The sequence below is a fragment of the Brevundimonas diminuta genome (genome assembly GCF_039673845.1).
GTDB classification, from domain to species: Bacteria; Pseudomonadota; Alphaproteobacteria; order Caulobacterales; family Caulobacteraceae; genus Brevundimonas; species Brevundimonas diminuta_E.
On sequence record NZ_JBDJMK010000001.1, the window covers coordinates 101,504 to 127,340 of the forward strand.

27 protein-coding genes are annotated in these 25,837 nt (G+C 65.7%); 5 read left to right on the top strand and 22 right to left on the bottom strand.

Going from position 1 to position 25,837, the window contains the following annotated elements:
* Nucleotides 1-47: 47 nt before the first annotated feature.
* The 13 genes from gcvA to lipA all read right to left on the bottom strand — a co-directional run bounded on the left by gcvA (nt 48) and on the right by lipA (nt 12,586).
* The gene (gene gcvA, locus ABE454_RS00460; RefSeq protein WP_346527923.1) at nt 48-1,001 is read right to left on the bottom strand and encodes a transcriptional regulator GcvA; all 954 of its coding nucleotides are present in this window, start codon (nt 999-1,001) and stop codon (nt 48-50) included.
* Nucleotides 998-2,002 (bottom strand): cysteine synthase A, encoded by a 1,005-nt coding sequence (locus ABE454_RS00465; RefSeq protein WP_346527925.1) that lies wholly within the window; start codon nt 2,000-2,002, stop codon nt 998-1,000. The genes gcvA and ABE454_RS00465 overlap by 4 nt, the downstream gene beginning before the upstream one ends.
* 88 nt (nt 2,003-2,090) lie before the next feature.
* On the bottom strand, nt 2,091-3,497 hold the full coding sequence (gene lpdA, locus ABE454_RS00470; RefSeq protein WP_346527927.1) for a dihydrolipoyl dehydrogenase: 1,407 nt from the start codon (nt 3,495-3,497) through the stop codon (nt 2,091-2,093).
* Nucleotides 3,498-3,499: 2 nt separating this feature from the next.
* A complete protein-coding gene (locus ABE454_RS00475) occupies nt 3,500-3,979 on the bottom strand; it encodes a glutathione peroxidase (RefSeq protein WP_346527929.1) in 480 nt (159 codons plus the stop codon).
* Nucleotides 3,980-3,994: 15 nt separating this feature from the next.
* Nucleotides 3,995-5,278: a pyruvate dehydrogenase complex dihydrolipoamide acetyltransferase gene (locus tag ABE454_RS00480; protein WP_346527931.1), complete on the bottom strand. Its 1,284-nt coding sequence runs from the start codon at nt 5,276-5,278 to the stop codon at nt 3,995-3,997.
* Entirely contained in the window at nt 5,275-6,633 is a 1,359-nt protein-coding gene (locus ABE454_RS00485; RefSeq protein WP_346527933.1) for a pyruvate dehydrogenase complex E1 component subunit beta, read from the bottom strand. Before ABE454_RS00485 ends, ABE454_RS00480 begins: the two co-directional genes overlap by 4 nt.
* 3 nt (nt 6,634-6,636) lie before the next feature.
* The gene (gene pdhA / locus ABE454_RS00490) at nt 6,637-7,665 is read right to left on the bottom strand and encodes a pyruvate dehydrogenase (acetyl-transferring) E1 component subunit alpha (RefSeq protein ID WP_346527934.1); all 1,029 of its coding nucleotides are present in this window, start codon (nt 7,663-7,665) and stop codon (nt 6,637-6,639) included.
* A 113-nt stretch (nt 7,666-7,778) separates the two neighbouring features.
* Nucleotides 7,779-8,099, bottom strand: a complete 321-nt coding sequence (locus ABE454_RS00495) for an FtsB family cell division protein (protein WP_346528501.1) — start codon at nt 8,097-8,099, stop codon at nt 7,779-7,781.
* A gap of 154 nt (nt 8,100-8,253) precedes the next feature.
* Nucleotides 8,254-9,531: a phosphopyruvate hydratase gene (gene eno, locus ABE454_RS00500; RefSeq protein WP_346527937.1), complete on the bottom strand. Its 1,278-nt coding sequence runs from the start codon at nt 9,529-9,531 to the stop codon at nt 8,254-8,256.
* A 166-nt stretch (nt 9,532-9,697) separates the two neighbouring features.
* Nucleotides 9,698-9,880: a 50S ribosomal protein L32 gene (gene rpmF / locus ABE454_RS00505; RefSeq protein ID WP_024352840.1), complete on the bottom strand. Its 183-nt coding sequence runs from the start codon at nt 9,878-9,880 to the stop codon at nt 9,698-9,700.
* Nucleotides 9,881-10,028: 148 nt separating this feature from the next.
* Nucleotides 10,029-11,150: an NAD(P)/FAD-dependent oxidoreductase gene (locus ABE454_RS00510; protein WP_346527938.1), complete on the bottom strand. Its 1,122-nt coding sequence runs from the start codon at nt 11,148-11,150 to the stop codon at nt 10,029-10,031.
* A gap of 4 nt (nt 11,151-11,154) precedes the next feature.
* Nucleotides 11,155-11,607 (bottom strand): type II toxin-antitoxin system RatA family toxin, encoded by a 453-nt coding sequence (locus ABE454_RS00515; protein ID WP_346527940.1) that lies wholly within the window; start codon nt 11,605-11,607, stop codon nt 11,155-11,157.
* Nucleotides 11,608-11,611: 4 nt separating this feature from the next.
* Entirely contained in the window at nt 11,612-12,586 is a 975-nt protein-coding gene (gene lipA / locus ABE454_RS00520) for a lipoyl synthase (RefSeq protein ID WP_346527941.1), read from the bottom strand.
* A 215-nt stretch (nt 12,587-12,801) separates the two neighbouring features.
* Between lipA and ABE454_RS00525 the strand changes: the two genes are divergently transcribed.
* On the top strand, nt 12,802-14,358 hold the full coding sequence (locus tag ABE454_RS00525) for an AMP-binding protein (protein WP_430825418.1): 1,557 nt from the start codon (nt 12,802-12,804) through the stop codon (nt 14,356-14,358).
* A gap of 82 nt (nt 14,359-14,440) precedes the next feature.
* The gene (locus ABE454_RS00530; protein ID WP_346527944.1) at nt 14,441-14,851 is read left to right on the top strand and encodes a DoxX family protein; all 411 of its coding nucleotides are present in this window, start codon (nt 14,441-14,443) and stop codon (nt 14,849-14,851) included.
* Between the two features lie 21 nt (nt 14,852-14,872).
* Here ABE454_RS00530 and ygiD read toward each other — a convergent pair whose 3' ends face one another.
* The 4 genes from ygiD to ABE454_RS00550 all read right to left on the bottom strand — a co-directional run bounded on the left by ygiD (nt 14,873) and on the right by ABE454_RS00550 (nt 17,647).
* Complete coding sequence (gene ygiD / locus ABE454_RS00535; RefSeq protein ID WP_346527947.1) at nt 14,873-15,628, bottom strand: 4,5-DOPA dioxygenase extradiol; 756 nt, start codon at nt 15,626-15,628, stop codon at nt 14,873-14,875.
* Nucleotides 15,629-15,632: 4 nt separating this feature from the next.
* Nucleotides 15,633-16,235 (bottom strand): NAD(P)H:quinone oxidoreductase, encoded by a 603-nt coding sequence (gene wrbA / locus ABE454_RS00540; RefSeq protein WP_346527949.1) that lies wholly within the window; start codon nt 16,233-16,235, stop codon nt 15,633-15,635.
* Between the two features lie 90 nt (nt 16,236-16,325).
* Nucleotides 16,326-16,790 carry a hypothetical protein gene (locus ABE454_RS00545; RefSeq protein WP_346527951.1) on the bottom strand — a complete coding sequence of 155 codons (465 nt, stop codon included), beginning with the start codon at nt 16,788-16,790 and terminating at the stop codon, nt 16,326-16,328.
* On the bottom strand, nt 16,787-17,647 hold the full coding sequence (locus ABE454_RS00550; protein ID WP_346527952.1) for a M15 family metallopeptidase: 861 nt from the start codon (nt 17,645-17,647) through the stop codon (nt 16,787-16,789). The genes ABE454_RS00545 and ABE454_RS00550 overlap by 4 nt, the downstream gene beginning before the upstream one ends.
* A 133-nt stretch (nt 17,648-17,780) precedes the next feature.
* Here ABE454_RS00550 and ABE454_RS00555 point away from each other — a divergent pair, with 133 nt between their 5' ends.
* Genes ABE454_RS00555 through ABE454_RS00565 form a run of 3 tightly spaced genes read left to right on the top strand, consistent with a single transcriptional unit; the run spans nt 17,781 to nt 20,623 of the window.
* Nucleotides 17,781-19,166, top strand: a complete 1,386-nt coding sequence (locus tag ABE454_RS00555; protein WP_346527954.1) for an MFS transporter — start codon at nt 17,781-17,783, stop codon at nt 19,164-19,166.
* A complete protein-coding gene (mazG, locus tag ABE454_RS00560; RefSeq protein ID WP_346527957.1) occupies nt 19,167-19,955 on the top strand; it encodes a nucleoside triphosphate pyrophosphohydrolase in 789 nt (262 codons plus the stop codon).
* A complete protein-coding gene (locus tag ABE454_RS00565; RefSeq protein ID WP_346527959.1) occupies nt 19,952-20,623 on the top strand; it encodes an HAD family hydrolase in 672 nt (223 codons plus the stop codon). The genes mazG and ABE454_RS00565 overlap by 4 nt, the downstream gene beginning before the upstream one ends.
* Before the next feature lie 8 nt (nt 20,624-20,631).
* On the opposite strand, the gene ABE454_RS00570 is transcribed toward ABE454_RS00565, so the two are convergent.
* From ABE454_RS00570 to gor, 5 genes are all read right to left on the bottom strand, one after another.
* The gene (locus tag ABE454_RS00570; RefSeq protein ID WP_346527961.1) at nt 20,632-20,817 is read right to left on the bottom strand and encodes a DUF6898 family protein; all 186 of its coding nucleotides are present in this window, start codon (nt 20,815-20,817) and stop codon (nt 20,632-20,634) included.
* On the bottom strand, nt 20,814-22,040 hold the full coding sequence (hemA, locus tag ABE454_RS00575) for a 5-aminolevulinate synthase (RefSeq protein WP_346527963.1): 1,227 nt from the start codon (nt 22,038-22,040) through the stop codon (nt 20,814-20,816). Before hemA ends, ABE454_RS00570 begins: the two co-directional genes overlap by 4 nt.
* A gap of 323 nt (nt 22,041-22,363) precedes the next feature.
* Nucleotides 22,364-23,260, bottom strand: coding sequence for a 3-hydroxyisobutyrate dehydrogenase (gene mmsB, locus ABE454_RS00580; protein ID WP_346527966.1), 897 nt, complete (start codon nt 23,258-23,260; stop codon nt 22,364-22,366).
* Between the two features lie 235 nt (nt 23,261-23,495).
* Nucleotides 23,496-24,236 (bottom strand): class I SAM-dependent methyltransferase, encoded by a 741-nt coding sequence (locus tag ABE454_RS00585; protein ID WP_346527968.1) that lies wholly within the window; start codon nt 24,234-24,236, stop codon nt 23,496-23,498.
* Nucleotides 24,237-24,331: 95 nt separating this feature from the next.
* Nucleotides 24,332-25,717 carry a glutathione-disulfide reductase gene (gene gor / locus ABE454_RS00590; RefSeq protein ID WP_346527970.1) on the bottom strand — a complete coding sequence of 462 codons (1,386 nt, stop codon included), beginning with the start codon at nt 25,715-25,717 and terminating at the stop codon, nt 24,332-24,334.
* Between the last annotated feature and the right edge of the window lie 120 nt (nt 25,718-25,837).

Genomic DNA, 25,837 nt, shown 5'->3' on the forward strand with positions numbered 1-25,837 from the left:
TGGTATTTTCGCATAATATATCTTAGGCGCAAATTGTTGGAGCCCTGTTATAGATCATCAACACTGGCGTCCGCAGCGTTCTGAGCTTCCTCTTTCAACCAGGCGGCAAACGCTCTGGCTGGGTTTGACGCTCCGGTTCGTTTGGTCAGCACGTGATAGGCCTGTTCTGTCGTTAGAGCGCCATCAGCGAAGGGTGCGACAAGACGGCCAGACGCCAGATCCTCAGCCACAAAAGCGTATGGCGCCAAGGCGACGCCCTGACCGTGAGCTGCGGCCTCGATCGCCAAGGCGGCCTGGTCGAAGCGCGGTCCGGACAGAGCGTCAATGCCTTCCAGGTTACGGGCCTTGAACCAGGCGGCCCAGTCTGGACGTGGCTCTTCCAGTTCGCTGGGCCGCAGATGGATCAGGACGTGGCGCGCCAGATCCGTCGGGCGACGCAGCGCATTCTCGCCCATGGTTAACAGCGGCGAGCAGACCGGCGTAAGGTCGGCGTTCAACAGCTTTTCGCAGCGCACGCCGGGATAGTCGCCTTTCCCATAACGCACGGCGACATCAACCCGACCGCCGCTGACATCGGCCAGTCGCATGTCGGCCGACATCCAGACTTCGATTTCAGGATGCGCCGCCGCGAAACGGGCGATACGCGGCGCCAGCCATTTGGAGGCGAAGGACGGCGGCACGCTGACCGCCAGGGCGTGGCGGCGGTCGGGACGATACAGCAGGTCCCCTGCCCGTTTCAGATAGTCGAACCCGTCGCGCAGCAGCGGATAAAGCTCGGCGCCCAGTTCCGTCAGGGCGATCTGGCGGCCCTCGCGGTGGAACAGGGGCGCGCCGGCGTGTTCCTCGAGAATACGGATTTGCTGGCTGATGGCGCCGGGCGTGACGGACAGTTCTTCGGCGGCGCGGGTGATGTTGAGGCGACGCGCGGCGGCCTCGAACGCCTTGAGGGCGTTGAGCGGCGGCAGACGGCTTTCGATGGAAGGGTCCTTGCGGCGGGTCATCGGCTCATCCATTCCGGCGTCGGCAGGCCGCGCGCATTGAGGAAGGCAGGATCATAGATCTTGCTGGCGTAGCGTTGCCCGGCGTCGCACAGCACTGTCACAAGGGTATGGCCGGGTCCCATGTCGCGGGCCATGCGGATAGCGCCGGCTATGTTGACGCCGCTGGACGGGCCAAGCGACAGTCCTTCTTCGCGCACAAGATCGAACAGGATGGGCAGGAACTCGGCGTCCTCGATCCGATAGGCATGATCGACCGACAGGCCATTCAGATTGCCCGTGATGCGGTTGACGCCGATGCCCTCAGCCACCGACCCGCCCTCGCCTTTCAGCACGCCTTCAGTGAACCAGCTGTAGAGAGAGGCGCCAGGCACATCGGCGAGTCCGATTTTCAGCGCGGGGTTCTGTTCGCGCAGATAGGTCGTGGTTCCGGTCAGGGTGCCGCCCGAACCGACGGCGCAGATGAAGCCGTCGATGCGGCCGTCCGTCTGCTTCCAGATTTCCGGCCCGGTGGCTTCATAGTGGGCCTGACGGTTGGCCAGATTGTCGAACTGATCGGCGTAGAAGGCGCCGTTCGGTTCGCTGTCATTCAGTTCTTCGGCCAGACGGCGCGAGAAGTGGACGAAGTGGTTCGGACTGGCGAAAGGCGCCGGATCGACCTCAATCAGGCGGGCGCCGTGCAGGCGGACGGCCCGTTTCTTCTCTTCTGTCTGGGTGCGGGGCATGACGATGACGACGGGATGGCCCAGCGCCGCTCCGACCAGGGCCAGACCCACGCCGGTATTGCCAGCTGTGCCTTCGACAATCGTTCCGCCCGGCCTCAACGCGCCCGAGGCCCGCGCGGCGCGGATTATGCTGAGCGCCGCACGGTCCTTGATCGAGCCGCCGATGTTGAGGAACTCGGCCTTGCCGAGGATTTCACAGCCCGTCGCTTCCGAGGCGCGCTTAAGGCGCACCAGCGGCGTATTGCCGATCAGACCAAGAACATCAGGCGCGATAATCATGAAAAACCGAACCGCAGAAGAGGAATGATCCTCTTAGCCGCAATTCAGTTTTTCTAACAACTGATCCTTGCCGTCCTTCGCCGACGCGTCAGATGTGGATCACGCGGCCATAGGCGTCCAGTGCGGCCTCGTGCATGGCCTCGGACATGGTCGGGTGCGGATAGACGATGCCGTGGATGTCTTCCTCGGTCGCTTCCATGGTGATGGCGGTGACATAGCCCTGAATCATCTCGGTGACGTCGGCGCCGATCATGTGAGCGCCGATCAGGGCGCCGGTCTTGGCGTCGAAGATGACCTTGACGAAGCCGTCGGTCTCGCCCGCCGCGATGGCCTTGCCGTTCACCTTGAAGGGGAAGCGACCGATCTTGACCTCGCGCTTCTCGGCCTTGGCCCCCTGCTCCGTCACACCGACCGAGGCGACCTGCGGCTGGGCGTAGGTGCAGCCCGCGATGGGCGAGTTCACATTCGGCGTCTTGTAGCCGGCGATGTGTTCGGCGGCGTGAATGCCTTCGTGTGAAGCCTTGTGCGCCAGCCAGGGCGCGCCCGCGCAGTCGCCGATGGCGTACAGGCCCTTCACATTGGTCTGGCAGTGGCTGTCGGTCTTGATGTGGCCGCGGTCCAGTTCGACGCCCAGCGCCTCAAGACCAATGCCGTCGGTGTTGGCGGTGATGCCGACGGCCGAGATGCAGACCTCAGCCTCCAGACTTTCAGCCTTGCCGTTGACTTCAAGATCGACCTTCACGCCCTTGGAATCCTTGGAGACCTTCGTCACCTTGGCGCCGAGCTTGAACTTGATGCCGCGCTTTTCGAAGCCCTTCTGGGCGGCCTTGGAGACCTCTTCGTCCTCGACCGGCATGATGCGGTCGACGGCTTCGACGACCGTTACCTCGGCGCCGAGCGCGCGGTAGAAGCTGGCGAACTCGATGCCGATGGCGCCCGAGCCGATGACCACGAAGGTCTTGGGCAGTTTCTTCGGCGCCAGGGCGTCGCGATAGGCCCAGATCTTGTCGCCGTCGGCCTCAAGCCCGATCTGCGGCAGGGCGCGGGCACGGGCGCCGACGGCCAGCATGACGGACTTCGCTTCGATGGCGCGCGAGCCGCCCGCCTTCAGAGCCACGACGACCTTGGGCGCAGCGATGCCCTTCTCGAGCTTGGCCTCGCCCTCGATGACCTCGATCTTGTTCTTCTTCATCAGGAAGCCGACGCCCTGATTCAGTTGCTTGGCCACGCCGCGCGAGCGCTGGATGATGGCGTCGAAGTCGAACGACGCGCCCGAGGCGGACAGGCCGTATTCCTTCAGGTGTGACAGGCTTTCGAACTTCTCGCCCGACTTCAGCAGGGCCTTGGTCGGGATGCAGCCCCAGTTCAGGCAGATGCCGCCCAGATTCTCGCGCTCGATGATGGCGACCTTCTGGCCCAGTTGGCTGGCGCGGATGGCCGCGACGTAACCGCCGGGGCCCGAGCCGATGACGACGAGATCAAATTCAGCAGCCATGATCAGATCAACTTCTCGATGTCGGCCTTGATGGCCTCGGGTTCAGTCTGGGGCGAATAGCGCGCGATGACGCGGCCTTCGCGGTCGGTCAGGAACTTGGTGAAGTTCCACTTGATGGCCTGTGAACCTAGGAAGCCGCGCTTCTGAAGGGTCAGCCAGGCATAGAGAGGGTGGCGGTTCGGTCCGTTGACCTCGACCTTGTCGAACAGGGGAAAGGTCACGTCGAAGCTGCTGGCGCAGAAGGCGGCGATTTCCGCCGCCCTGCCCGGCTCCTGCCCGCCGAACTGGTTGCAGGGAAAGCCCAGTACCTCGAACGGCGCATCGGCGAAATCGCGGTGCAGCTTCTCCAGCCCGGCGTATTGGCCGGTGAAACCGCATTTCGACGCCGTATTGACGATCAGCAGCGCCTGACCGCGAAAGCGGTCCAGCGCCACGTCCGCGCCATCGATGGCCCGGGCGGAGAAGTCATAGACGGATGCCATGACCTCTCGGCTCCCTTAAGCCAGCATCGCCACGGGATCTTCGATCAGCGGCTTGAACGCCTGCAGGAAACGGGCGCCCGTCGCGCCGTCGACCACGCGGTGATCGCAGGTCAGGGTCACCGTCATGACGGTGGCCACGGCCAGTTGACCGTCCTTGACGACCGGGCGTTGTTCACCGGCGCCGACGCTCATGATGCAGCCCTGCGGCTCATTGATGATCGAGGTGAACTGCTTGATGCCGAACATGCCCAGGTTGGACACCGAGAAGGTGCCGCCCTGGAACTCTTCGGGCTTCAGCTTGCGCTCACGGGCCCGCTTGGCCAGGTCCTTGGACTCGGTCGCGATCTGGGCCAGACCCTTGGTCTCGGCCTTGCGGATGATCGGGGTGATCAGGCCGCCGTCGATCGCAACCGCCATCGAAACGTCGGCGTTGTGATGCATGGCGATGCCCTCGGGGGTGTAGGAGGCGTTCGCCTCCGGCACCATCTTCAGGGCCAGGGCGGCGGCCTTGATGACGAAGTCGTTCACCGAGACCTTGACGCCCTGCGGCTCTAGCATCTTGTTCACCTTGGCGCGGACGGCCATCAGCTGGTCGATCTCGACATCGATGAACAGCGGGAAGTGCGGCACGTTCTGAACGCTGTCCACCATGCGGCGCGCGACGGCCTTCTTCATGCCGTCCAGCGGGATCAGGTCGTAGGTGCCGTCCCTAATTCCCATCTGCGCCAGCGACAGAGCCTTGCGCGGTTCAGCCGAAGCCGCGGCCGTAGCGGCGGCGGCCGGTTGGGCGCCGCCCTTGCCTGCGGATTCCACGTCGCGTTTGACGATGCGGCCGTGCGGGCCGGTGCCCTTGATGGCCTTCAGGTCCAGACCGGCCTGTGCCGCCAGACGACGCGCCAGCGGCGAGGCGAAGATACGGCTGCCGTCATCAGACTTCGGCGCGGCCGGAGCCGGCGTGGTCTGGGCGGGCGCAGCTTCAGCCTTTGGAGCCTCCGCCTTGGGCGCTTCGGTCTTCGGCGTCTCGGCCGGAGCGTCCGCCTTCTTGGGCGCAGGCGCCACAGCATCGCCCGACAGGCGGGCGATCGGCGTGTTGACCTTTACGTTCTCGGCGCCTTCCGGGACGAGGATTTCGAGGATTTCGCCCTCATCGACGGCTTCGACTTCCATCGTGGCCTTGTCCGTCTCGATCTCGGCGATGACATCGCCCGCCGAGACGGTGTCGCCGACCTTGACGTGCCACTTGGCCAGGACGCCCTCTTCCATCGTGGGCGACAGGGCGGGCATCAGGATGTCGGTCATGCCATCACCTTCTTCACGGCGGCGACGATCTTGTCGACGCCCGGCAGGGACAGGGCTTCCAGATTGGCGGCGTAGGGCAGCGGCACGTCTTCCTGGTGCACGCGAAGCGGCGGCGCATCCAGATAGTCGAAGGCGTGCTCGATCACGCGGGCCACCACTTCGGCGCCGACGCCCATCGGACCCCAGCCCTCTTCGGCCGAGACCAGACGGTTGGTCTTCTTCACGCTCTCAACGATGGTCTCGTGATCCAGCGGACGCAGGGTGCGCAGGTCGACGACCTCGACCGACACGCCTTCCTCGGCCAGCTTTTCAGCCGCCTGCAGGGCGAAGCCGACCATGCGGCTGTGCGCCGTGATGGTGACGTCCGTGCCTTCGCGGCGGACCTTGGCCTTGCCGATCGGCACGACGTAATCCTCGACGTCCGGCACGTCGAACTCGTGGCCGTACATCATCTCGTGTTCGAGGAAGACGATCGGGTTCGGGTCGCGGATCGCAGCCTTCAGCAGGCCCTTGGCGTCGGCGGCGTCATAGGGCGCCACGACCTTCAGGCCCGGGATCTGGGCGTACCAGGCGGAATAGTCCTGGCTGTGCTGGGCGGCCACGCGAGCGGCGGCGCCGTTGGGGCCGCGGAACACGATCGGACAGCCCATCTGGCCGCCAGACATGTACAGGGTCTTGGCCGCCGAGTTGATGATGTGGTCGATCGCCTGCATGGCGAAGTTCCACGTCATGAACTCCACGATCGGCTTCAGGCCCGAGAAGGCCGCGCCGACGCCCAGACCGGCGAAGCCGTGCTCGGTGATCGGGGTATCGACCACGCGACGCTCGCCGAATTCCTGCAGCAGGTCGCGGCTGACCTTATAGGCGCCCTGATACTGGGCGACTTCCTCGCCCATCAGGAAGACGTTCTCGTCGCGGCGCATTTCCTCGGCCATGGCGTCGCGCAGGGCGTCGCGGATGGTCGTCTTCACCAGTTTGGCGTCGGCCGGAATTTCAGGATCGCGCAGGGCGATCTTCGGCTGGGCGGGCGCCTCGGCCGGGACGTCTTCGGTCTTGGCTTCGGCGGCCGCTGCCGCCGGAGCAGCCTCAGCCTTGGGCGCAGGCGCAGCGGCGCCGTCTTCGCCAGCCAGACGCGCGATCGGCGTATTGACCTTCACGCCTTCCGAGCCCTCGGCCACCAGGATTTCGAGGACTTCGCCCTCATCGACGGCTTCGACTTCCATCGTCGCCTTGTCGGTTTCGATCTCGGCGATCACCTGACCGGCCGACACGACGTCGCCAGCCTTGATGTGCCACTTGGTCAGCGTGCCCTCTTCCATCGTGGGGGACAGCGCCGGCATCAGAATGTCCGTCACGTATCAGGCCTCCACGTAGACGTCGGTGTAGAGCTCGGACGGATCCGGCTCAGGGCTCTCTTGAGCGAACTGCACAGCTTCGGCCACGATGGCCTTCACTTCGTTGTCGATCGCCTTCAACTCGTCCTCGGTCGCCTTGGCGGCGGCCAGCAAGATCTTGATGTGGTCGATCGGATCGCGGGTCTTCTTGACCTCGTCCACCTCTTCCTTGGTCCGGTATTTGGCCGGATCGGACATGGAGTGACCGCGATAGCGGTAGGTCTTCACTTCGAGGATGTAGGGGCCTTCGCCAGCGCGGGCGCGGGCCACGGCGCGGGCGGCGGCGTCACGCACGGCCAGCACGTCCATGCCGTCGACCTGTTCGCCCGGAATGCCGAAGCTGGCGCCGCGCTGATACAGTTCGGTCGTGGACGACGAGCGCTCGATGCTCGTGCCCATGGCGTACTGGTTGTTCTCGATGATGTAGATGGCCGGCAGCTTCCACAGCTGGGCCATGTTGAAGCTTTCATAGACTTGGCCCTGATTGGCCGCGCCGTCGCCGAAATAGACGAAGCTGACCGAGTCATCGCCGCGATACTTGCCCGCAAAAGCCAGGCCGGTGCCCAGCGCCACCTGGGCGCCGACGATGCCGTGACCGCCATAGAAGCCGGTCGGCACGTCGAACATGTGCATTGATCCGCCCTTGCCGCGCGCCGAACCGCCGATGCGGCCCGTCAGCTCGGCCATGACTTCCTTCGGGTCCATGCCTGCGACCAGCATGTGGCCGTGGTCGCGATAGCCCGTGATGATCTTGTCGTAGCCTTGCTTGACGCTCTCCTGAACGCCGACGGCCACGGCTTCCTGACCGATGTACAGGTGGCAGAAGCCCCCGATCAGGCCCATGCCGTACAGTTGGCCCGCGCGCTCTTCAAAGCGGCGGATAAGGACCATTTCGCGATAGAAACGCAGCAGGTCTTCCTTGGAAGCCTGAGGCGTGTTCGGAATCTTGTCGCCCGCGCTGGGCGAGGTTTTCTGAGCGGCGGCTTTCGCCATCCGGCATCTCCCGGCTTACAGCCCTGTATCAGGGACTCTTATCGTTACGGAAAGGGGCTTTAGCAGCCTTCGTTCCCGAAACGCAAAGCAGCCGACCGGGCTGTAACAATAGTTCAGGAGGCGCGGGGCGCGTCCGGATTGTGCGCGACCTGACCGTTCAGACGCACCACGTAGTCCCGCGGATCGGCGAAGCCGATGACCGCCCTCGCCCGTTCTTCCAGAAGATCCTTCGACAGGCTTTCGGTGCGCAGATAGCGGACGCGGACCTCAAGATCCTGGCGCTGTTCGTTCAGGCGGGCCAGCTGGGACTGGCGCTGCGTTAACAAAGCGTCGCGTTCTCCGCCACTTAGCAGACCGCGCTCACCCGTCAGGGCCTGCACGCCCAGATAGGCGATCAGCAGAAGCAACAGAACGGTCGGCAGGTATGGCTTCATCTGCTCGGGCACAACGGACGCTCCTTCTGAGCGCGCACAAAATACGGTGACCTATCAGTGACCGAAAATGCCTAACGAACCGTAGCTTGGCCGTAATTGCGAACGCCGCCCCCGAAGTTCGGAGGCGGCGCCCGGCACATCTTCGTGATGAAGCTTATTTCAGCAGCATGCCGTCGCCGAAATAGGCGGCTTGATCGCCCAGCATCTCTTCAATGCGCAGCAACTGATTGTATTTGGCCGTCCGGTCCGAACGGGCCAGCGAGCCGGTTTTGATCTGACCGCAGTTGGTGGCCACGGCCAGATCGGCGATGGTCGAGTCCTCGGTCTCGCCCGAACGGTGCGACATGACGGCGGTATAGCCCGCACGGTGCGCCATATCGACGGCGTCCAGCGTCTCGGACAGGGTGCCGATCTGGTTGACCTTGATCAGGATGGAGTTGGCCAGGCCTTCGCCGATGCCGGCAGCCAGACGGCGCGGGTTGGTCACGAACAGGTCGTCGCCGACCAGTTGGACGCGATCGCCCAGACGGTCCGTCAGCAGCTTCCAGCCGTCGAAGTCGTCCTCGGCGCAGCCGTCTTCGATCGACACGATCGGGAAGCGTTCGACCAGATCGGCCAGATAGTTCACCATGCCCTCGGCGTCGAAGGACTTGCCCTCGCCGGTCAGCTCGTACTTGCCGTTCTTGAAGAACTCGGTCGAGGCGACGTCGAGCGCCAGGTGGAAGTCCTCGCCCGCCAGATAGCCGGCCGCCTGGCCCGCCTTGGTGATGAAGGTCAGGGCTTCATCGGCCGAGGCCAGGTTGGGGGCGAAGCCGCCCTCGTCGCCGACGTTGGTGTTGTGGCCCGCATCCTTCAGCGCCTTCTTCAGGGCGTGGAAGATTTCGGCGCCCATGCGCAGGGCTTCCGAGAAGTTCTCGGCGCCCGTCGGCATGATCATGAATTCCTGGATGTCGATCGGGTTGTCGGCGTGGGCGCCGCCATTGATGATGTTCATCATCGGCGTGGGCAGGATGCGGGCCGAGACGCCGCCGATATAGCGGTGCAGCGGCAGACCGGCCGAGATGGCGCTGGCCTTGGCCACGGCCAGCGACACGCCCAGCATGGCGTTGGCGCCCAGGCGCGACTTGTTCTCGGTGCCGTCCAGTTCGATCAGGGCTTCGTCGATGCGGCGCTGGTCCTCGGCGTCCATGCCGGACAGGGCGTCGAAGATTTCGCCGTTGACGGCGTCGACCGCCTTCTCGACGCCCTTGCCGCCCCACATCTCCTTGTCGCCGTCACGCAGTTCGACGGCTTCGTGCGCGCCGGTCGAGGCGCCCGACGGCACCGCCGCGCGGCCGAAGCTGCCGTCTTCCAGGATCACGTCCACTTCAACCGTCGGATTGCCCCGGCTGTCGAGGATCTGGCGGGCGACGATGTCGACGATATCGGTCATGAAACTCTGCGCTCTGACTGGGTTGGGAAAGGTGGGGCCGGTTTAGACCAGACCCGCTGGAATCGCTACAGGCGAAGCTGCGGCGGCATATGCGAAAACGGCGCGCGAGAAACTCGCGCGCCGCTGGATTTTGCGCCCGGCCGGGGCCGGATCGCCAGAGGAAGACTTAGTCTTCCTGCTGGGTCAGAACCTGACGGCCTTTGTACATGCCGGTCTTCAGGTCGATGTGGTGCGGACGACGCAGTTCGCCGGTGTCCTTGTCTTCGACATAGGTGTTGGCGCCCAGGGCGTCATGAGCACGACGCATGTTGCGACGCGAGGGGGAAGTTTTGCGCTTCGGAACGGCCATGTCCGTCTCAATCTCTAAGTCGGTGCGCCGGTGAAGACGCGAAAACAACAGCGGCGGCCCCCCGATAAGAGCCGCCACGCGAGGGCGGGCTTATGCATGAAGACGCAACCGATTTCAAGGGTCTCGACGCAGACTGACGGAACAGGCGTCAAACCCCGCCTGTCAGGCTTTGCGCCACGGCCTCGCCGATGGCCAGCGAACTGGTCAGGCCGGGACTTTCGATGCCGAACAGGGCCACCAGCCCCTCCATCCCGTGATTCGCCGCGCCATGAAGCTGGAAGTCCGGCTGCGGTTCGCCCGGCCCGTGCAGCTTGGGCCGGATGCCCGCGTAGTCAGGGGTCAGCCGCTCGACCGTCACGCCCGGCCAGAAGCGGCGGATATAGCGGGCGAACTCTTCGGCCTTGGCCGGATCGACCGAATAGTCCTCGGCCTCGACATAGGCCAGATCGGGGCCGAACACGCCCTGCCCGCCCAGATCCTTGCGGTAATGGGTGCCCAGCGCGCCGGGAATCGGCGGCGGATAGATCAGGCGGTTGAACGGCGCCGCGCCGGTCAGGCGGAAATAGATTCCCTTGCCCAGATGGCGCGCAGGAATATCCGCCGCCGGATAGCCCTCGATTCGCGCGGCGACGTCCTGAGCCGACAGGCCGGGTGCGGTGACCAGAAGGCGGCTGGTCAGCGTCATCGCCCCCTCCCCGCCCACGCGGATCGAAAAGCCGCCACCCGGCAGGCTTTCGGCCCCTTCGAACGGGGCCGAGATCACGACCGCGCCACCCGCGTCCTCGATCTCACCCTGAAGGGCCAGCATGTAGCCGTGGCTGTCGAACACGCCGCTCTCGGGCGACAGGATGGCGGCGTGGGCGTTCAGTTCCGGCTCCAGCGCCCGCGCCTGCCCGCCGGTCAGGTGTTCGAGGTTTTCGACGCCATTGGTCACGGCCTGCTGGAAGATGGCCTCGATACGCTCGACCTCGGCTTCCTCGGTCGCCACGACCAGCTTGCCGCATTTCCAGTGATCGACCTTGCGGCTCTCAAGGAAATCGTAGAGGGCGCGTCGCCCCTCGACACAGAACTGCGCCTTCAGCGAGCCGGTCGGATAATAGAGCCCGCCATGGATCACCTCGGAATTGCGCGAGGAGACGCCCTGACCGATGTGCGGCTCCTTCTCCAGCACCAGCACCGTCAGGCCGCGCCGCGACAGCGCCCGCCCGCAGGCCAGTCCCACAGCCCCCGCGCCCACGACCGTCGCATCGAAGTCGAAAGGCGCGCCCATGGTCCTACCTCTTGCCGTAGAGAGCCTTGGCCCGGCCCTCGAAACACTGGATCAGCCTGTCGACCGCCCGGTCGAAGTTCGCCTGAAGCATCATGTCCAGCATGCGCGATTTGAAGGCGAAATCGATGAAGAATTCCAGTCGCGTTCCCTGCGGATGCGGATGGAACTCCCAACGGTTCTTCAGGTGCTTGAACGGGCCGCGGATCAGGCCGACCTCGACCTTGGGCGCGTGGACATCGTGACGCACCCAGGTCGAGAACTTCTCGGTCAGGAAGGCGAAGCCGACCCCAGCCTCGGCGTCCAGCAGATGCACGCCCGGCGCCTCGTCGCGCACGTTACAGACGAGCATGGAGGTGATCCACGGCACGAAGTCGGGATAGGCGCGCACGTCCGCCACCATGGCGGCCAGTTGCTCGGGCGCATAGGGCAGGATGCGCGTTACGCGGTGAACGGCCAAAGGATCAGCGGCCGTTCCGGGACGACAGCTGGGCCTCGCGCGCAGCCCGCAGTCGGGCGAAGTCGTCGCCCGCGTGGTGCGACGAGCGCGTCAGCGGCGACGACGACACCATCAGGAAGCCCTTGGCCCGCGCGATCGCCTCATAGGCCTTGAACTCCTCGGGCGTGACGAAGCGGTCGATGGCGGCGTGCTTGCGCGTCGGCTGCAGATACTGGCCGATGGTGATGAAGTCGACGCCGGCGGAACGCATATCGTCCATCACCTGCATGACCTCTTCCTTGGTCTCGCCCAGACCGACCATGATGCCGGACTTGGTGAACTGGTTCGGGTCGCGCTCCTTGACCATCTGCAGCAGGCGCAGCGAGTGGAAGTAGCGGGCGCCCGGCCGGATCTTCAGATACAGGCGCGGAACCGTCTCGAGGTTGTGATTGAAGACGTCGGGCGTGGCGTCGATCATCACCTCGGCCGCGCCGTCCTTGCGCAGGAAGTCGGGCGTCAGGATCTCGATGGTGGTCTTGGGCGCCTGAATGCGGATCTGGCGCACCACTTCGGCGAAGTGGGCGGCGCCGCCGTCGGAGACGTCGTCGCGGTCCACCGAGGTGATGACGACGTGGTTCAGCTCCATCTGGGCCACGGCCAGACCGACCTTGGCCGGTTCTTCCGGATCCAGCGGCTGCGGCAGGCCGGTCTTGACGTTGCAGAAGGCGCAGGCCCGCGTGCAGGTGTCGCCCATGATCATCAGGGTGGCGTGCTTCTGGCTCCAGCACTCGCCGATGTTCGGGCAGGCGGCCTCTTCGCAGACGGTGTGCAGTCCCTTGGAGCGCACGATATCCTTGGTCGCGTTATATTGGCCCGAGCCGGGCGCCTTGACGCGCAGCCAGTCAGGCTTCTTCAGCACCGCCGATTCCGGCCGGTTCTGCTTTTCCGGGTGACGAAGCTCGGAAGGCTTCTTCTTCAGGGTGTCGATCAGAGTGACCATTGTTGGTGGTCTGAATCCTGTTTTCGAGGGCGGCCGGATTTCTGACGCTATGTCGGCTTTCCGGGTGGCAAACGCAAGGCACAGACGGTTTCAGTCCGGCGCCGGAACAGTCTCACGCAGCGTTACGCATCTTTTCAAGCTGCCCTTGCGTCACTAGGTTCCGGCCTCTTAACCAAGAGAGCCGCCCCGGAGCTCTCTGAAGGAGGACGTGCTTGCTGCGAGCGGCCCTGGACCCTGAGGTCTATGAAGAAACCCTGTTCGACGCGCTGATCGACGCGCGCGCCCGCTATGGCGACAAGGAGATTCTGGAGGACCAGGATCGCCACCCCCTGACCTATACGGGCCTGATCCGCGCCGCCTTCGTGCTGGGCCGCAAGATCGCCAGACTGACGAAACCGGGCGAGCGCGTCGGCGTCCTGCTGCCGTCCAGCGCGGGCGTGGTCGTGACCTTCTTCGCCCTGCACGCCTTCGGCCGGGTGCCGGTCATGCTGAACTTCACCTCGGGCGAGGCCAATCTGAAGGCGGCGCTGAAAACGGCGGGCGTGAAGAAGATCCTGTCGGCCAAGCGCTTCGTCAGCCAGGCCAAGCTTGATGATCTGATGGAGGCGCTGGGCGAGGTTTCCGAGATCATCTGGCTGGACGACATCCGCAAGACCATCGGACTGTCCGACAAGCTGTTCGGCCTCAGCGCAGGCATGGCGCCGCGCCGCTTTCGCGTGAAGGCGGACCCGGATTCGCCGGGCGTGGTGCTGTTCACCTCGGGCAGTTTCGGCGCGCCCAAGGGCGTGATGCTGAGCCAGAAGAATCTGGTCGCCAATGCGCGTCAGGTCGCGGCCCACATCGACCTGGATCCCGACTGGGTGATGTTCAACCCGCTGCCGACCTTCCACTCCTTCGGCCTGACCGGCGGGGTGATCCTGCCGCTGCTGCAGGGGCTGAAAGCGTTCCAGTATCCCTCACCATTGCACGCCAAACAGATCACCGACCTGCTGCCCAAGGTGAAGGCGTCGATCCTGTTCGCCACGGACACCTTCCTGAACCAGTACGCCCGCGTGGCCGAGCCTGACGACTTCGCCACCCTGAAGTTCGCCGTGGCGGGCGCGGAAAAGGTGCGCGAAGAGACCCGCGCCGCCTTCGACGCCAAGTTCGGAGGCCTGACCCTGCTGGAAGGTTACGGCGCCACCGAGGCCGCGCCCGTGGTGGCGGTGAACCACCCCGACCGCAACCGGCCGGGCACGGTCGGCCAGATCCTGCCGGGCATGGAATACCGCATCGAGCCGGTGGAGGGCATCGAGGTCGGCGGCCGCCTGTTCCTGCGCGGTCCGAACGTGATGGAAGGCTATATCTCGGCGCACGACCCAGAGGATCTGGAGACGCTGGCGGACGGTTGGCACGACACGGGCGACATCGTCGACATCGACGCCGAGGGCTACATCACCATTCTGGGCCGGGCCAAGCGCTTCGCCAAGATCGGCGGCGAGATGGTGTCCCTGACTGCGGTCGAGGGCATGGCCGGCGCTGTCTGGCCGGACAGCCGCCACGCCGTCGTCGCCGTGCCCGACAGCAAGAAGGGCGAGCGCCTCGTGCTCGTCACCGACGCCGCCGAGGCCGAAAGCGCCCGCCTGTCGCAATGGGCGCGCGACAACGGCGCCCCCGAACTGGCGGTGCCCAAGAAGATCATCAAGGTCGCCGCCCTGCCCGTTCTGGGCACCGGCAAGGTCGACTATGTGACCATCCAGAAAATGGCTGAGGATGAAATGAAGGCGGCGTGACAAGACGCTTGCCGTTCGGCGCTGGCGCCATAACCTCGGCCGTCCGGTCCCGCCTGCGGGACGTCACGGCCGAGGAGGAATCATGGCCCGACGTTCAACATCACTGGCCACATGGGAGCCGCACGTTCTCAGCATCCTGAGAATCGTGTCCGGCCTGCTGCTGCTTCAGCATGGGGCGCAGAAAATTCTGGACTTTCCGCCGGGCGCCAACGGCGGCGTCGTCGATCTGTCGACGCTGGCGGGCTGGTCAGGACCGATCGAACTGGTCGGCGGCGTGCTGATGGTGCTGGGCCTGTTCAGCCGCCCGACCGCCTTCATCCTGTCTGGCTTTACGGCCGTCGCCTATTGGATGGTCCACGCGCCGCGCAGCCCCTACCCCATCACCAACGGCGGTGAGCTGGCGGCCCTTTACTGCTTCGTCTTCCTGTATCTGGTCTTCGCCGGACCGGGGCCATGGTCGCTGGACAACGCCCTGCGCGGCGGCCGCCGATAAGACGCCGGACGCGGCGTCCGGTCAGCCGATCCGGACGCCCGTCATGGAGATCGAACCGCCCTCGATCACATCATTGAAGAAGCGCACCGGCTCGCCCGGCGCCTGCTGGGCGGCGACATAGAGCAGCGGCAGATAATGCTCGTCCGTCGGCACGCTGAGCTGCGCCTGCTCAGCCAGATGCACCCAGTCGATCAGGGCCTCGTGGTCGCCCGCCGTGAAGGCGCGCTTGACCGCTTCGTTGAAGTCGACGGCCCAGTCATAGGGCTCGCCGCCCGCGCGCTTCCATGTCCGCAGATTGTGCACGAAGTCGCCTGAACCGGCGACGATGACGCCTTCATCCCGCAAGGGGCGCAGGCGTTTGGCCAGTTCATAATGGGCGCGGGCGTCAAGGGTGCGGTCCAGCGACAACTGCACCACAGGCACGTCCGCGTCCGGCCAGACATGGGCCAGCACGGACCATGTCCCGTGATCCAGTCCCCACTGCGTCGTCTGCACGGCGCCGGTCAGCTCCGCCACCCGGGCCGCCAGGGCAGGCGAGCCGGGCGCGGGATACTGCATGGCGTGAAGTTCGGGCGGGAAGCCTCCGAAATCATGGATGGTTTCCGGCTGTTCCTGCGCCGTCACGCCCAGCCCGCGCGTCTCCCAGTGGGCCGAGACCATGACGACGCCCTTGGGCTTGCCGATCTCATCGCCCAGCGCGCGCCAGGCGTCCGCGAAGGGACCGCCCAGAGCGTTCATCGGAGAGCCGTGACCAAAGAAGAGTGCGGGCTGGCGCATGATCCTAACCGTGCAGTTTCTTCGCGATCTGCGCGATGTGGCGGCCCTGATAGCGCGCGCCGTCCAGCTCGGTTTCGCTGGGCATCCGCGACCCGTCAGAGGCGGTGATGGTGCTGGCGCCATAGGGCGAGCCGCCGGTGATCTCGTCCAGACGCATCTGGCCCGCAAAGGCGTAAGGCAGGCCCGCGACCACCATGCCGTGGTGCAGGAAATAGTTGTGCAGACCGGCGAAGGTCGTCTCCTGCCCGCCATGCTGCGTGGCCGAGGCGGTGAAGGCGCCGCCGACCTTGCCGAGCAGCGTTCCCTGCGCCCACAGGCCGCCGGTCTGATCGAGGAAGGCCCGCATCTGCGCCGCCGCCGTGCCGAAGCGGGTGCCCGCGCCCAGGATGATGGCGTCATAATCGGCCAGATCATTCACGGCGGCGACGGGCGCGGCCTGATCCATCTTGTAGCCCGAGCTGCGGGCCAGATCTTCCGGCACGGTTTCCGGGACGCGCTTGATGTCCACTACGGCGCCTTCGACCTGACGGGCGCCTTCAGCGACAGCCTCGGCCATGCGTTCGATGTGGCCATAGGTCGAGTGGTAAAGGACGAGAATCTTGGGCATCACGGCTCCGGCTGAAACTGAAACGATGCATACAGCAACTGCATCAGTGCCTGATTTAGCGTCATGTTGCGGCGCCGCAAGCCCCTCGTCTCAAAAATCCGACACGCCGATCGGACAGATGCGCTGATAGAAGGCGGGATCGGCCGGAACCCTCGCCCCTCGCGACAACAGAAAGCGGTGCTCGACCACCATGGCCTGCTGCTCGATGTTCAGCCCGATCCACTCGCAACGCTCATCGACCGGATAGGCGTAGGCGCCCGGTCCGTCGCCCGCCTTCAGCTTGCCGGTCAGCAGGTTGACGCCGTTCTGCGCCTGCCAGACGTGAACCAGTTCATGGATGAAGACCGCCTGCGTCCTCAACGGCGCCTGTGACAGATCGGGCGTCAGCGTCGCCCGGGGCCAGACGATCCAGTCGCGCCCGAACCAGCGGCCGGGCGCAAAGGCGCGGTTGAACGGCCATGGCGAGCCGATGAAACGGATATCGTCCAGATAGAGGTCGCGTCCGAACACCTCACGCGCCAGCGCCGCCTCGCCGTGCATCAAGGGCCGGATCATCGGCCGACCCACTCCCAGTGCCACGGCTCATAGACATAGGGGACGAAACCGAACCGCCCCGCATTCTTGACCAGCCAGCGATAGGTCGGGGTCTGGCTCATATGGCGTCGGCTGGAGACATCGGTCGAATCCACGCCCATGCCCTGAAGATGGCCGACATAAAGGTCGATCGCCGTGCCGGTGCGATGCGGCGAACAGACGGCGCGGCGCAGGCCGTCGCAATTGCCCTCACGCGCGCAACGGGCGGCGTCAGCCTCCGGGTCGCGGAAGGAGGAGAAGACGCGCAACAATTCCGGTTCGGCGGCGATTTGCGGAACCTCGGCGCGGGCGGCGGCCGCCATGGCGCGATAGGCGTCCAGCACATCACGACGCAACAGCCGGGTCAGACGCTCGGCGTGTTCCTCGCCCGTCGTCAGATAGGCCAGATCGGCGACGGGCGGCGGATCGGGGCATTCCCCCCTCACCCGCGCCATGACGAAGGGGCGCCGCTCCTGCCACAGGCCGCGCAGCACCTGAAACGTCGGCTGGTCGAACCGTCCGCTGGCCGTCAGTCCATAGCGCCCCTGAAACGCCGCCAGCGCCTCTGCGAACCCCGCCGAGGTCGGATCGCAGGGCGAGCGGACCTCATGCTGGATCAGCGGCACATAGGTCTCCCAGCCCAGTTCAGCCGGTCCGAACGGGCTCCATTCCAGCGCATACAGGGATATGGCGTTCGCCTCGGCGACATCGCTCCACGCCCCCGGCGCGCGGTCGCAGATCTGGGCGCCCTGAACATCAAGCTGAGCATCGGCGCACGCCTGTCCGGCGAAGGCGGCGACGGTCACGACGGCGAGGATGCAGGCGGACGCTTTCCACATACCGCCAGCAGGCCCCATGATGAGAGTCGCCGCAACCCCCGGAATGCTTTGTATCCGCGCTCTTCGCGCGTTCGCCGAAAAGCGGCATGGTGATGACTGCGGCCGACTCGCGCCGCGACCGGGCCGTGACCGCATGACCGCAAACGCCGCGCCTTCGTCCACCATCGCCGCGCAGGATGCGCCGCGACGCTCCAACGCCATACTGGCCGCCTTTTCAGGGCCTTGTTTGCCTTTGGCGGCGTTCGGAGTGGCCCTGCCCGTCACCCTGCCGGAGTTCTACGCCACCCACGTCGGCGTGGAGATGGGCACGGTGGCGGCCGTCTTCATGGCGGTGCGGCTGATCGACATCCTGTTCGACCCCTTCATCGGCTGGGGCATGGACAGGACGCGCACGCGACTGGGCCGCTATCGTCCGTGGATGGCCGTGGCGACGCCGATCCTGATGCTGGCTGCGCTGATGATGTTCGTGACGGTTCAGCCGGGCGCCGGGCCTATCTATCTGTTCGCCTGGCTGCTGGTTCTCTATATCGGTTTTTCGATGGGAACGCTGGGCCAGTTGGGCTGGGCCGCCGTTCTGGCGCCGCAGTATGACCAGCGCAGCCGCGTCTATGGCTGGTGGCAGGTGTTCAACATCATCGGCGTGATCCTGATCCTGATCCTGCCGACCATCGTCGTGAAGACAGGCATCGGCAGCTATGTCGACGGCGTGCGGATCATGGGCTGGGCCATCATCATCGCCCTGCCCGTGACGATCGGTCTGGCCATGGTCGCCGTGCCTGAGCCGGTCAACGCAGGCGCCGCGCCGCACGGCGGACCCAGCGCCTATCTGGCCCTGTTCCGGATGAAGACGGTGCGCAAGCTGTTGATCGCCGACCTGCTGCTGGGCATTGCGCCGGGCATCACGGGGTCGCTGCTGTTCTTCTTCTTCGGCCAGATCAAGGGGTATGACCACACGCAGGCGTCGCTGTTCATGCTGATCTACTTCATGGCCGGTCTGGTGGGCGCGCCCATCTGGGCCTGGCTGGCGACGAAGATCGGCAAGGATCGCGCCCTGGCTGTAGCCAGCCTGATCTTCGCCGTCTTCTATGTCGGGGCGACGCTGGTTCCCGGCGGCAACTTCGCCCTGACGGCCTTCGCCATGTTCATTGCGGGACTGCCCTATGCTGCGGGCCTGTTCCTGTTGCGCGCCATGATGGCGGACGCGGGCGATGAGGTGCGGCTGAACACCGGCGTGGACCGCACGGGCCTGATGTTCTCCATCCTGTCGGCCACGACCAAGATGGGGCACGTCTTCGCGCTGTTGCCCTACGCCATCCTGCCGCTGGTCGGGTTCAAGGCCCTGCCTGGGCAAGAGGGGAACAGCGAGTTCTCGCTGTTGATCCTGCAGATCCTGTTCATCGCCGTGCCGGGCCTGCTATTGGCGGCTGCCGCCTGGGTGCTGAAGGGCTATCCCCTGACCGCACGCAGGCATGATGAAATCCGCGCCGCCCTGGCGCAGAGAGACGCCGGACACGCCTGAATGACCCACCCCGTCGACCGCCTGAAAGACATCATGGTTCGCCTGCGTGATCCGGATGGCGGCTGTCCGTGGGACGTTGAGCAGACCTTCGCCACCATCGCCCCCTATACGATCGAGGAGGCCTATGAGGTCGCCGACGCCATCGAGCGCGGCGACATGAACGAGCTGAGGGTCGAACTCGGCGACCTGCTGTTTCAGGTCGTCTTCCATTCGCGCATGGCCGAGGAAGCCGGGCATTTCCAGCTGGAGGACGTGGCCGAGGCCATGGCCGACAAGCTGATCCGCCGCCACCCTCACGTCTTCGGCGACGAAGCCGCCAAGGCCACCGGCCCGGCCCAGAAGGACCGCTGGGAAGACATCAAGGCCGCCGAACGCAAGGCCAAGGAACAGCATGGCGTGCTGGACGACGTGCCGGTCGGCCTGCCCGCCCTGACCCGGGCCGCCAAGCTGACCAAGCGGGCCGGCCGCGTCGGCTTCGACTGGCCCTCGACTGATGAGGTTTTCGACAAACTGGCTGAGGAAGTCGAAGAACTGCGCGTCGAAATCGCGGCGGGCGACAAGGAAAGGGCGCGCGAGGAGTTGGGCGACCTGTTGTTCGTCGTCGCCAATCTGGCCCGCAAGCTGGAAGTCGAGCCTGAAGACGCCCTGCGCGCCGCCAACGCCAAATTCGTGCGCCGTTTCGAATTCATCGAGGCCGAACTGAAGAAGGACGGTCGCACGCCCGATCAGTCCGACCTGCCTGAGATGGACGCCCTGTGGGACGCCGCCAAGGCCGCCGAGCGGGCGTGAACACGGGTCCGTTTGATCTCATCATCTTCGACTATGACGGCGTGATCGCCGACAGCGAACGGCTGAACAATGCGGTGATGGCCGAACTGCTCACCGAAATCGGTTTGCCGACCACGCTGGACGATGCCCTGGCGACCTATCTGGGCAAACGCTGGCTGGACTGCGAGCCGATCATTTCGCAGCGACTGGGCGCGCCCTGCCCGCCCGACGTTCAGGCCGAATGGACCCGCCGCTGTCACGACCGCGCCCGGCGCGACCTGACAGCCGTCGCAGGATTTGAGGAATTTCTGGCTGAACGTCGCGAGCCCCGCTGCATCGCTTCGTCCAGTCCGCCGGACTGGATCGAACTGGGCCTGCGCCATTTCGGCGTCCATGACGCCTTCGCCGGACCGGTCTTCAGCGCCGCCGTCCACGTCAGCCGGGGCAAGCCGCATCCGGACCTGTTCCTCTACGCTGCCGACGCCATGAAGGCCTCGCCGGAACGCACCCTGGTGATCGAGGACAGCCCGACCGGCGTGCTGGCGGGCGCAGCGGCGGGGATGACGGTCATCGGCCTGTGCGCAGGCGGCCACATCCGGGGCGACCATCCCCTGCGCCTGAAACAGGCAGGCGCCCATCAGGTGTTCGACAGCTACGCTGATTTGGCGGAGTGGATCAGGAAGGGCTGATCACCGTATCAGCGCCCCGCCAGCGCCCGCTTCAGCTTGGCGATCGCGACGCGCTCGACGGCGCGTGGTTCGGCGGCGGGGCCGATGGCGGAGACTTCAACGCCGCTGGCCGTGTGGACGGCCGAGCATTTCACATAGAGGCCGTTGCGGACGAACTCGACGATGACTTCGCCAAGCTCAGCGTCGGTCGTCATGCGGCGATCGGTTGGCGCGCCACGTTGCAGTGCGACCATAGCTTGTCCATCGCCTCGACCAGCTTGTCGATCATGGCGTCGTCATGATCCGGCGAGGGGGTGAAGCGCAGGCGCTCGGTCCCCTTGGGCACGGTCGGATAGTTGATCGGCTGGACGTAGATGCCGTGTTCTTCCAGCAGCATGTCCGAAATCAGCTTGCAGTGAACCGGATTGCCGACGTGAACCGGCACGATGTGGCTGACGCTGGGCAGGACAGGAATGCCTGCCTCGGCCAGACGGCGCTTCAAGGTGGCGGCGCGCTCCTGATGGGCGTCGCGCAGTTCCGGGTGCGCCTTCAGGTGGCGGACCGAAGCCAGCGCCCCGGCGGTCAGGGCGGGCGGCAGACTGGTGGTGAAGATGAAACCCGCAGCCCAGCTGCGCACCGCGTCCACGATCACAGCGTCGGCGGCGATATAGCCGCCCATGACGCCGATGGCCTTGCCCATGGTGCATTCAACGATGTCGATGCCATCCAGCACGCCGTCGCGCTCGGCCACGCCCGCGCCGGTCGCGCCGTACAGGCCGACGGCGTGAACCTCGTCCAGATAGGTCAGGGCGCCGTACTTTTTGGCAAGGGCGATGGTGCCAGCGATGTCGGCGATGTCGCCGTCCATCGAGTAGACGCTTTCGAAGGCGATCAGCTTGGGCGCGTCTGCGGGCGCGGCGGCCAGCAGTTCCTCAAGGTGGTCGAGGTCGTTGTGGCGGAAGATGTGACGCTCGCCGCCGCCGTTGCGGATGCCCGCGATCATGGAGGCGTGGTTCAGGGCGTCCGAAAAGGTGATCAGGCCCGGCAGGATCTTCTGCAGGGTCGACAGCGTCGCCTCATTGGCCACATAGCCCGAGGTGAACAGCAGGGCCGCTTCCTTCTGGTGCCAGCTGGCCAGCTCGGCTTCCAGATCGACGGCCGAGCGGGTGGTGCCGGAGATGTTGCGCGTGCCGCCCGCGCCCGCGCCGGTGCGCTCGACCTCGGCCTGCATGGCGTCGATCACCGCCGGGTGCTGGCCCATGCCGAGGTAGTCGTTGGAGCACCAGACGACGACTTCCTGCTGCGTGCCGTCCTCGCGGCGGCGCACCGCGCGGGGGAATTGGCCGCGCACCCGCTTCAGATCAGCGAAGACGCGGTAGCGACCCTCGCTGCGGACCTGATCCACAGAGTTCTGAAAGGCGGACTTATAGTCGAACAAGGCGGCGCTTCTTTCGCGTGTGCAGCTTTGCAGGCCTAATTGCGCGCGCCGCCCTGTCTTGTCCATGTCAGGAGCCGGACAAAACGTCCCAACCCCTTAATTGATAACGGTTCTCAGCTTCACGAATGCCCGCGGTCGTCGGTCCCCATCCTAACCCGACGCGTGCTGGGGCGACCCTTTCCTCCCTGTCGCGCAGCGATGGGGAGGTGGATCGGCGCCGCAAGGCGACGAGACGGAGGGGGCGTCTGGACGGCTGATGTTTGCGTCGCCCCCTCCACCATTAGGTGGCCCCCTCCCCATTTCATGGGGAGGAAGGCTGTGGGTCAGCTCAGCGTGTCGATGCGGCCGCGCAGCATCTGGACCATGGCGGAGAAGTCCTTGCCGCCGTAGCCGAGGCCGTTGAACAGGGCGTAGAGGGCCTCGGCCTGCGCGCCCAGCGGGGTCGAGGCGCCTGCCTTGGCCGCGGCGTCCTGCGCCAGCTTGAGGTCCTTCAGCATCATGGCGGTGGCGAAACCGCCTTCATACTCGCGGTTCGACGGGGCGGCCGGGACCGGACCGGCCCACGGATAATAGCTGGTCACGCTCCAGCACTGGCCCGAAGATTTCGAGGCGATCTCGAAGAAACGCTCCGGCTCCAGACCCAGCTTCTCGGCCAGGGCGATGGCTTCGCAGGTGCCGATCATCGAAATGCCAAGCAGCATGTTGTTGCAGATCTTGGCCGCCTGACCGGCGCCGTGATCGCCCGCGCGGATGGTGATGCGGCTCATCGGCTCCAGACCCGCTTCGACGCGGGCGTAGTCGGCCTCGTCGCAGCCGACCATGAAGGCTAGCGTCCCGGCGTCAGCCGCCGCCGTGCCGCCCGAGACGGGGGCGTCGGCGAAGGCGTAACCCGCCTCCTTCGCCAGACCGGCGACCTTGCGCGCCGTCTCAACGTCGATGGTCGAGCAGTCCAGCAACAGGGCGCTGGCCGGGGCGACGCCCAGAATCTGTTCCGAATAGACGTTGAGGACGTGCGGCCCGGCGGGCAGCATGGTGATGACCACCTCGGCGTCCTTCACGGCCTCGGCGACCGAGCCGACGGGACGGCAGCCGGCCTCGGCGGCGCGTTCCAGCGCGGCGGGCGACAGGTCGAAGGCGGCGACGTCGTGCCCGGCCTTGGCCTGATTGGCGGCCATGCCGCCGCCCATGTTGCCCAGACCGATGAAGGCGATGCGAGTCATCTGTGCGTTTCCCTTATGAAATTGCGCCGAGGGTTAGCGCCGCATGACCCGCTTCGCCAGTCACCAATTTGAGACCCTTCTTCTGCCCGCTCCCGTGATGGGACTGAGAAGAAGGACGTGGAGGCCCCGATAAGGATGCAGGGGGCGCGGCGTCTCCCTGCCCCCTTATGTCGATGTCCTGCCCTCACCCCCCCCCACCCCTCCCCCATCGAGGGGGAGGGCTTTGAGGGACTTGTTACGGCTTGCGGAAGCGATAGACGAACTGGTCGGTCCGGCCACGAATGGCGTCGTCGAAGACGTTCAGGCTGTGGTCGTCGGCGGGGTTGGCGACGGCCTTGCTCTCGCCGTCGAAGACGAAGCCGGCGGCCTCGACCTCCTTGCGCAGCTGGGCGCCTTCGATACGGTGCAGGGTCTCGACCACGGTGTTGGCGGCGCCGGGCGCGGCCTGGTGGTCGATGACGACATAGAGGCCGCCGGGCTTCAGCGCCTTGAAGATGTCGGCGTTCATCTTGGACACGGTCACGCCGAAACGCGGGATGTGGAAGTCGTGGTATTCCTGGCTCATGAAGACCAGATCCAGCGGCTGGTCGAAGGTCATGGCGTCCAGGTCGCCGTTGACACGGCTGACGTTGGGATAGGCGGCGACCAGGGCGTCGGCGCGCGGGTTCTCGCGCTCTGAGGTGCGGTTCGGCACGAAGGCGTAGACGTGGCCGCTCTCGCCCACAACACGCGCGAACAGGCGGGTGAAATAGCCCGCGCCGGGGCGGATGTCGGCGATGCGCTGGCCCGGTTTGACCTGAGCAAAGGCCAGCATTTCGGCGGGATGACGCAGGGCGTCGCGCTCGACCTCATCGGCCGGGCGCAGGGCGTCGGCGACCGCGGCCTGATAGGCGGGCGCGGCGGCGTTCTGGGCCATGGCGGGTGCGGCGGTCACAAGAACGGCGGCGACGGCGGCGGCGAGCAGATGCGGCTTCATGGTGAATTCCTTGATCTTGCGGCTGCCCCGGTCGGGGCCTTCGGACCGCATAAGGCGCGCGGACGGGACGGCTGGCAAGCCGCCCCGTCTCACGATCAACCGGCGGACATGGAGGCCGGAACCTGCTTTTCCTTCAGCGTGACCAGTTCCTCGGCCATGGTCGGGTGGACGGCGCAGGTAGCGTCCCATTGCGCCTTGGTCAGGCCCGCCTTCACGGCGATGGCGGCCAGCTGGATCATCTCGGGGCTGTCGGGACCGACGATGTGACAGCCGACGACGCGCTGGGTTTCCGCCTCGACCACCAGCTTCATCAGCACCCGCTCCTCAGAGCCGGTGAAGGCGTATTTCATCGGGCGGAAGCGGGTGACGTAGACGTCCACCTCGCCCGGGCAGGCGTGGCGGGCCTCGGCCTCGCTCAGGCCGACGGTGCCGACCGGCGGCTGGCTGAAAACGGCGGTGGCGACAGCTTCATAGTCGAAGCGCTGCGGGTTGTTCCTATAGACCGTCTCGTGGAAGGCCACGCCCTCGCGGATGGCGACGGGAGTCAGGTTCATGCGGTCGGTGACGTCGCCGATGGCCCAGATGTTGTCGGCCGTGGTCTTGGAATACGGATCGACCTTGATGGCGCCGTTTTCGTTCAGTTCGACCCCAGCGGCCTCTAGGCCCAGCCCCTTGACGTGCGGGGTGCGGCCGGTGGCGAACATGACCACGTCCGTCTCGATCTTCATGCCGTTTTCGAGGTGGTTGACGAGGCCGCTGTCGGTCTTCTCGATCGACTCATGCTGGCAGCCGAGGATGACCTTGATGCCGCGCTTCTGAATCTCGCCCGCCAGATGGGCGCGCACGTCGTCGTCGAAGCCGCGCAGGATGTTCGGGCCGCGATAGATCAGTGTCGTCTCGACGCCGAGGCCCGCAAAGATGCCCGCAAACTCCACCGCGATGTAGCCGCCGCCCGCGATCAGGATGCGCTTGGGCAGTTCGGGCAGGTGGAAGGCCTCTTCCGAGGTGATGGCGTGTTCGATGCCGGTCAGGCTTTCCGGCTTCCACGGGCGGCCGCCGGTGGCGATCAGGATCTTCTCGGCGGTGATGGTGCGGCCCTCGCCGACAATCTCGACCGTGTGAGCGTCCTTCAGGATGGCGCGGCCGTGGACCAGATCGACGCCCGCCTTGGCCAGATTGGCGGCGTAGATGCCCGACAGGCGGGCGATCTCGACATCCTTGGCGTTCAGGAAGGTCGGCCAGTCGAATTTCGCATTGTTGAAAGACCAGCCGTAACCCTCGGCGATCTCCAGCGCGTGGCTGACTTCGGACGCCATGACCATGAACTTCTTGGGCACGCAGCCGCGCACGACGCAGGTGCCGCCGACGCGATACTCTTCCGCAACAGCGACCTTCTTGCCGCCCAGCGCCGTCAGCCGCGCCGCCCGCACCCCGCCCGAACCGGCGCCGATGACAAAGAGGTCGTAGTCGTATTGGGCCATCGGGCTCTCCGGCAGGATCGGACTCCGAAAACAGAGTCCAATTCGTCTGAATCGTCTGAAATCCGCGCGGCTGAACCGCAGCGCTGACCCGACTTAGGCGCCGGGGCGCGAGGGGGCAAG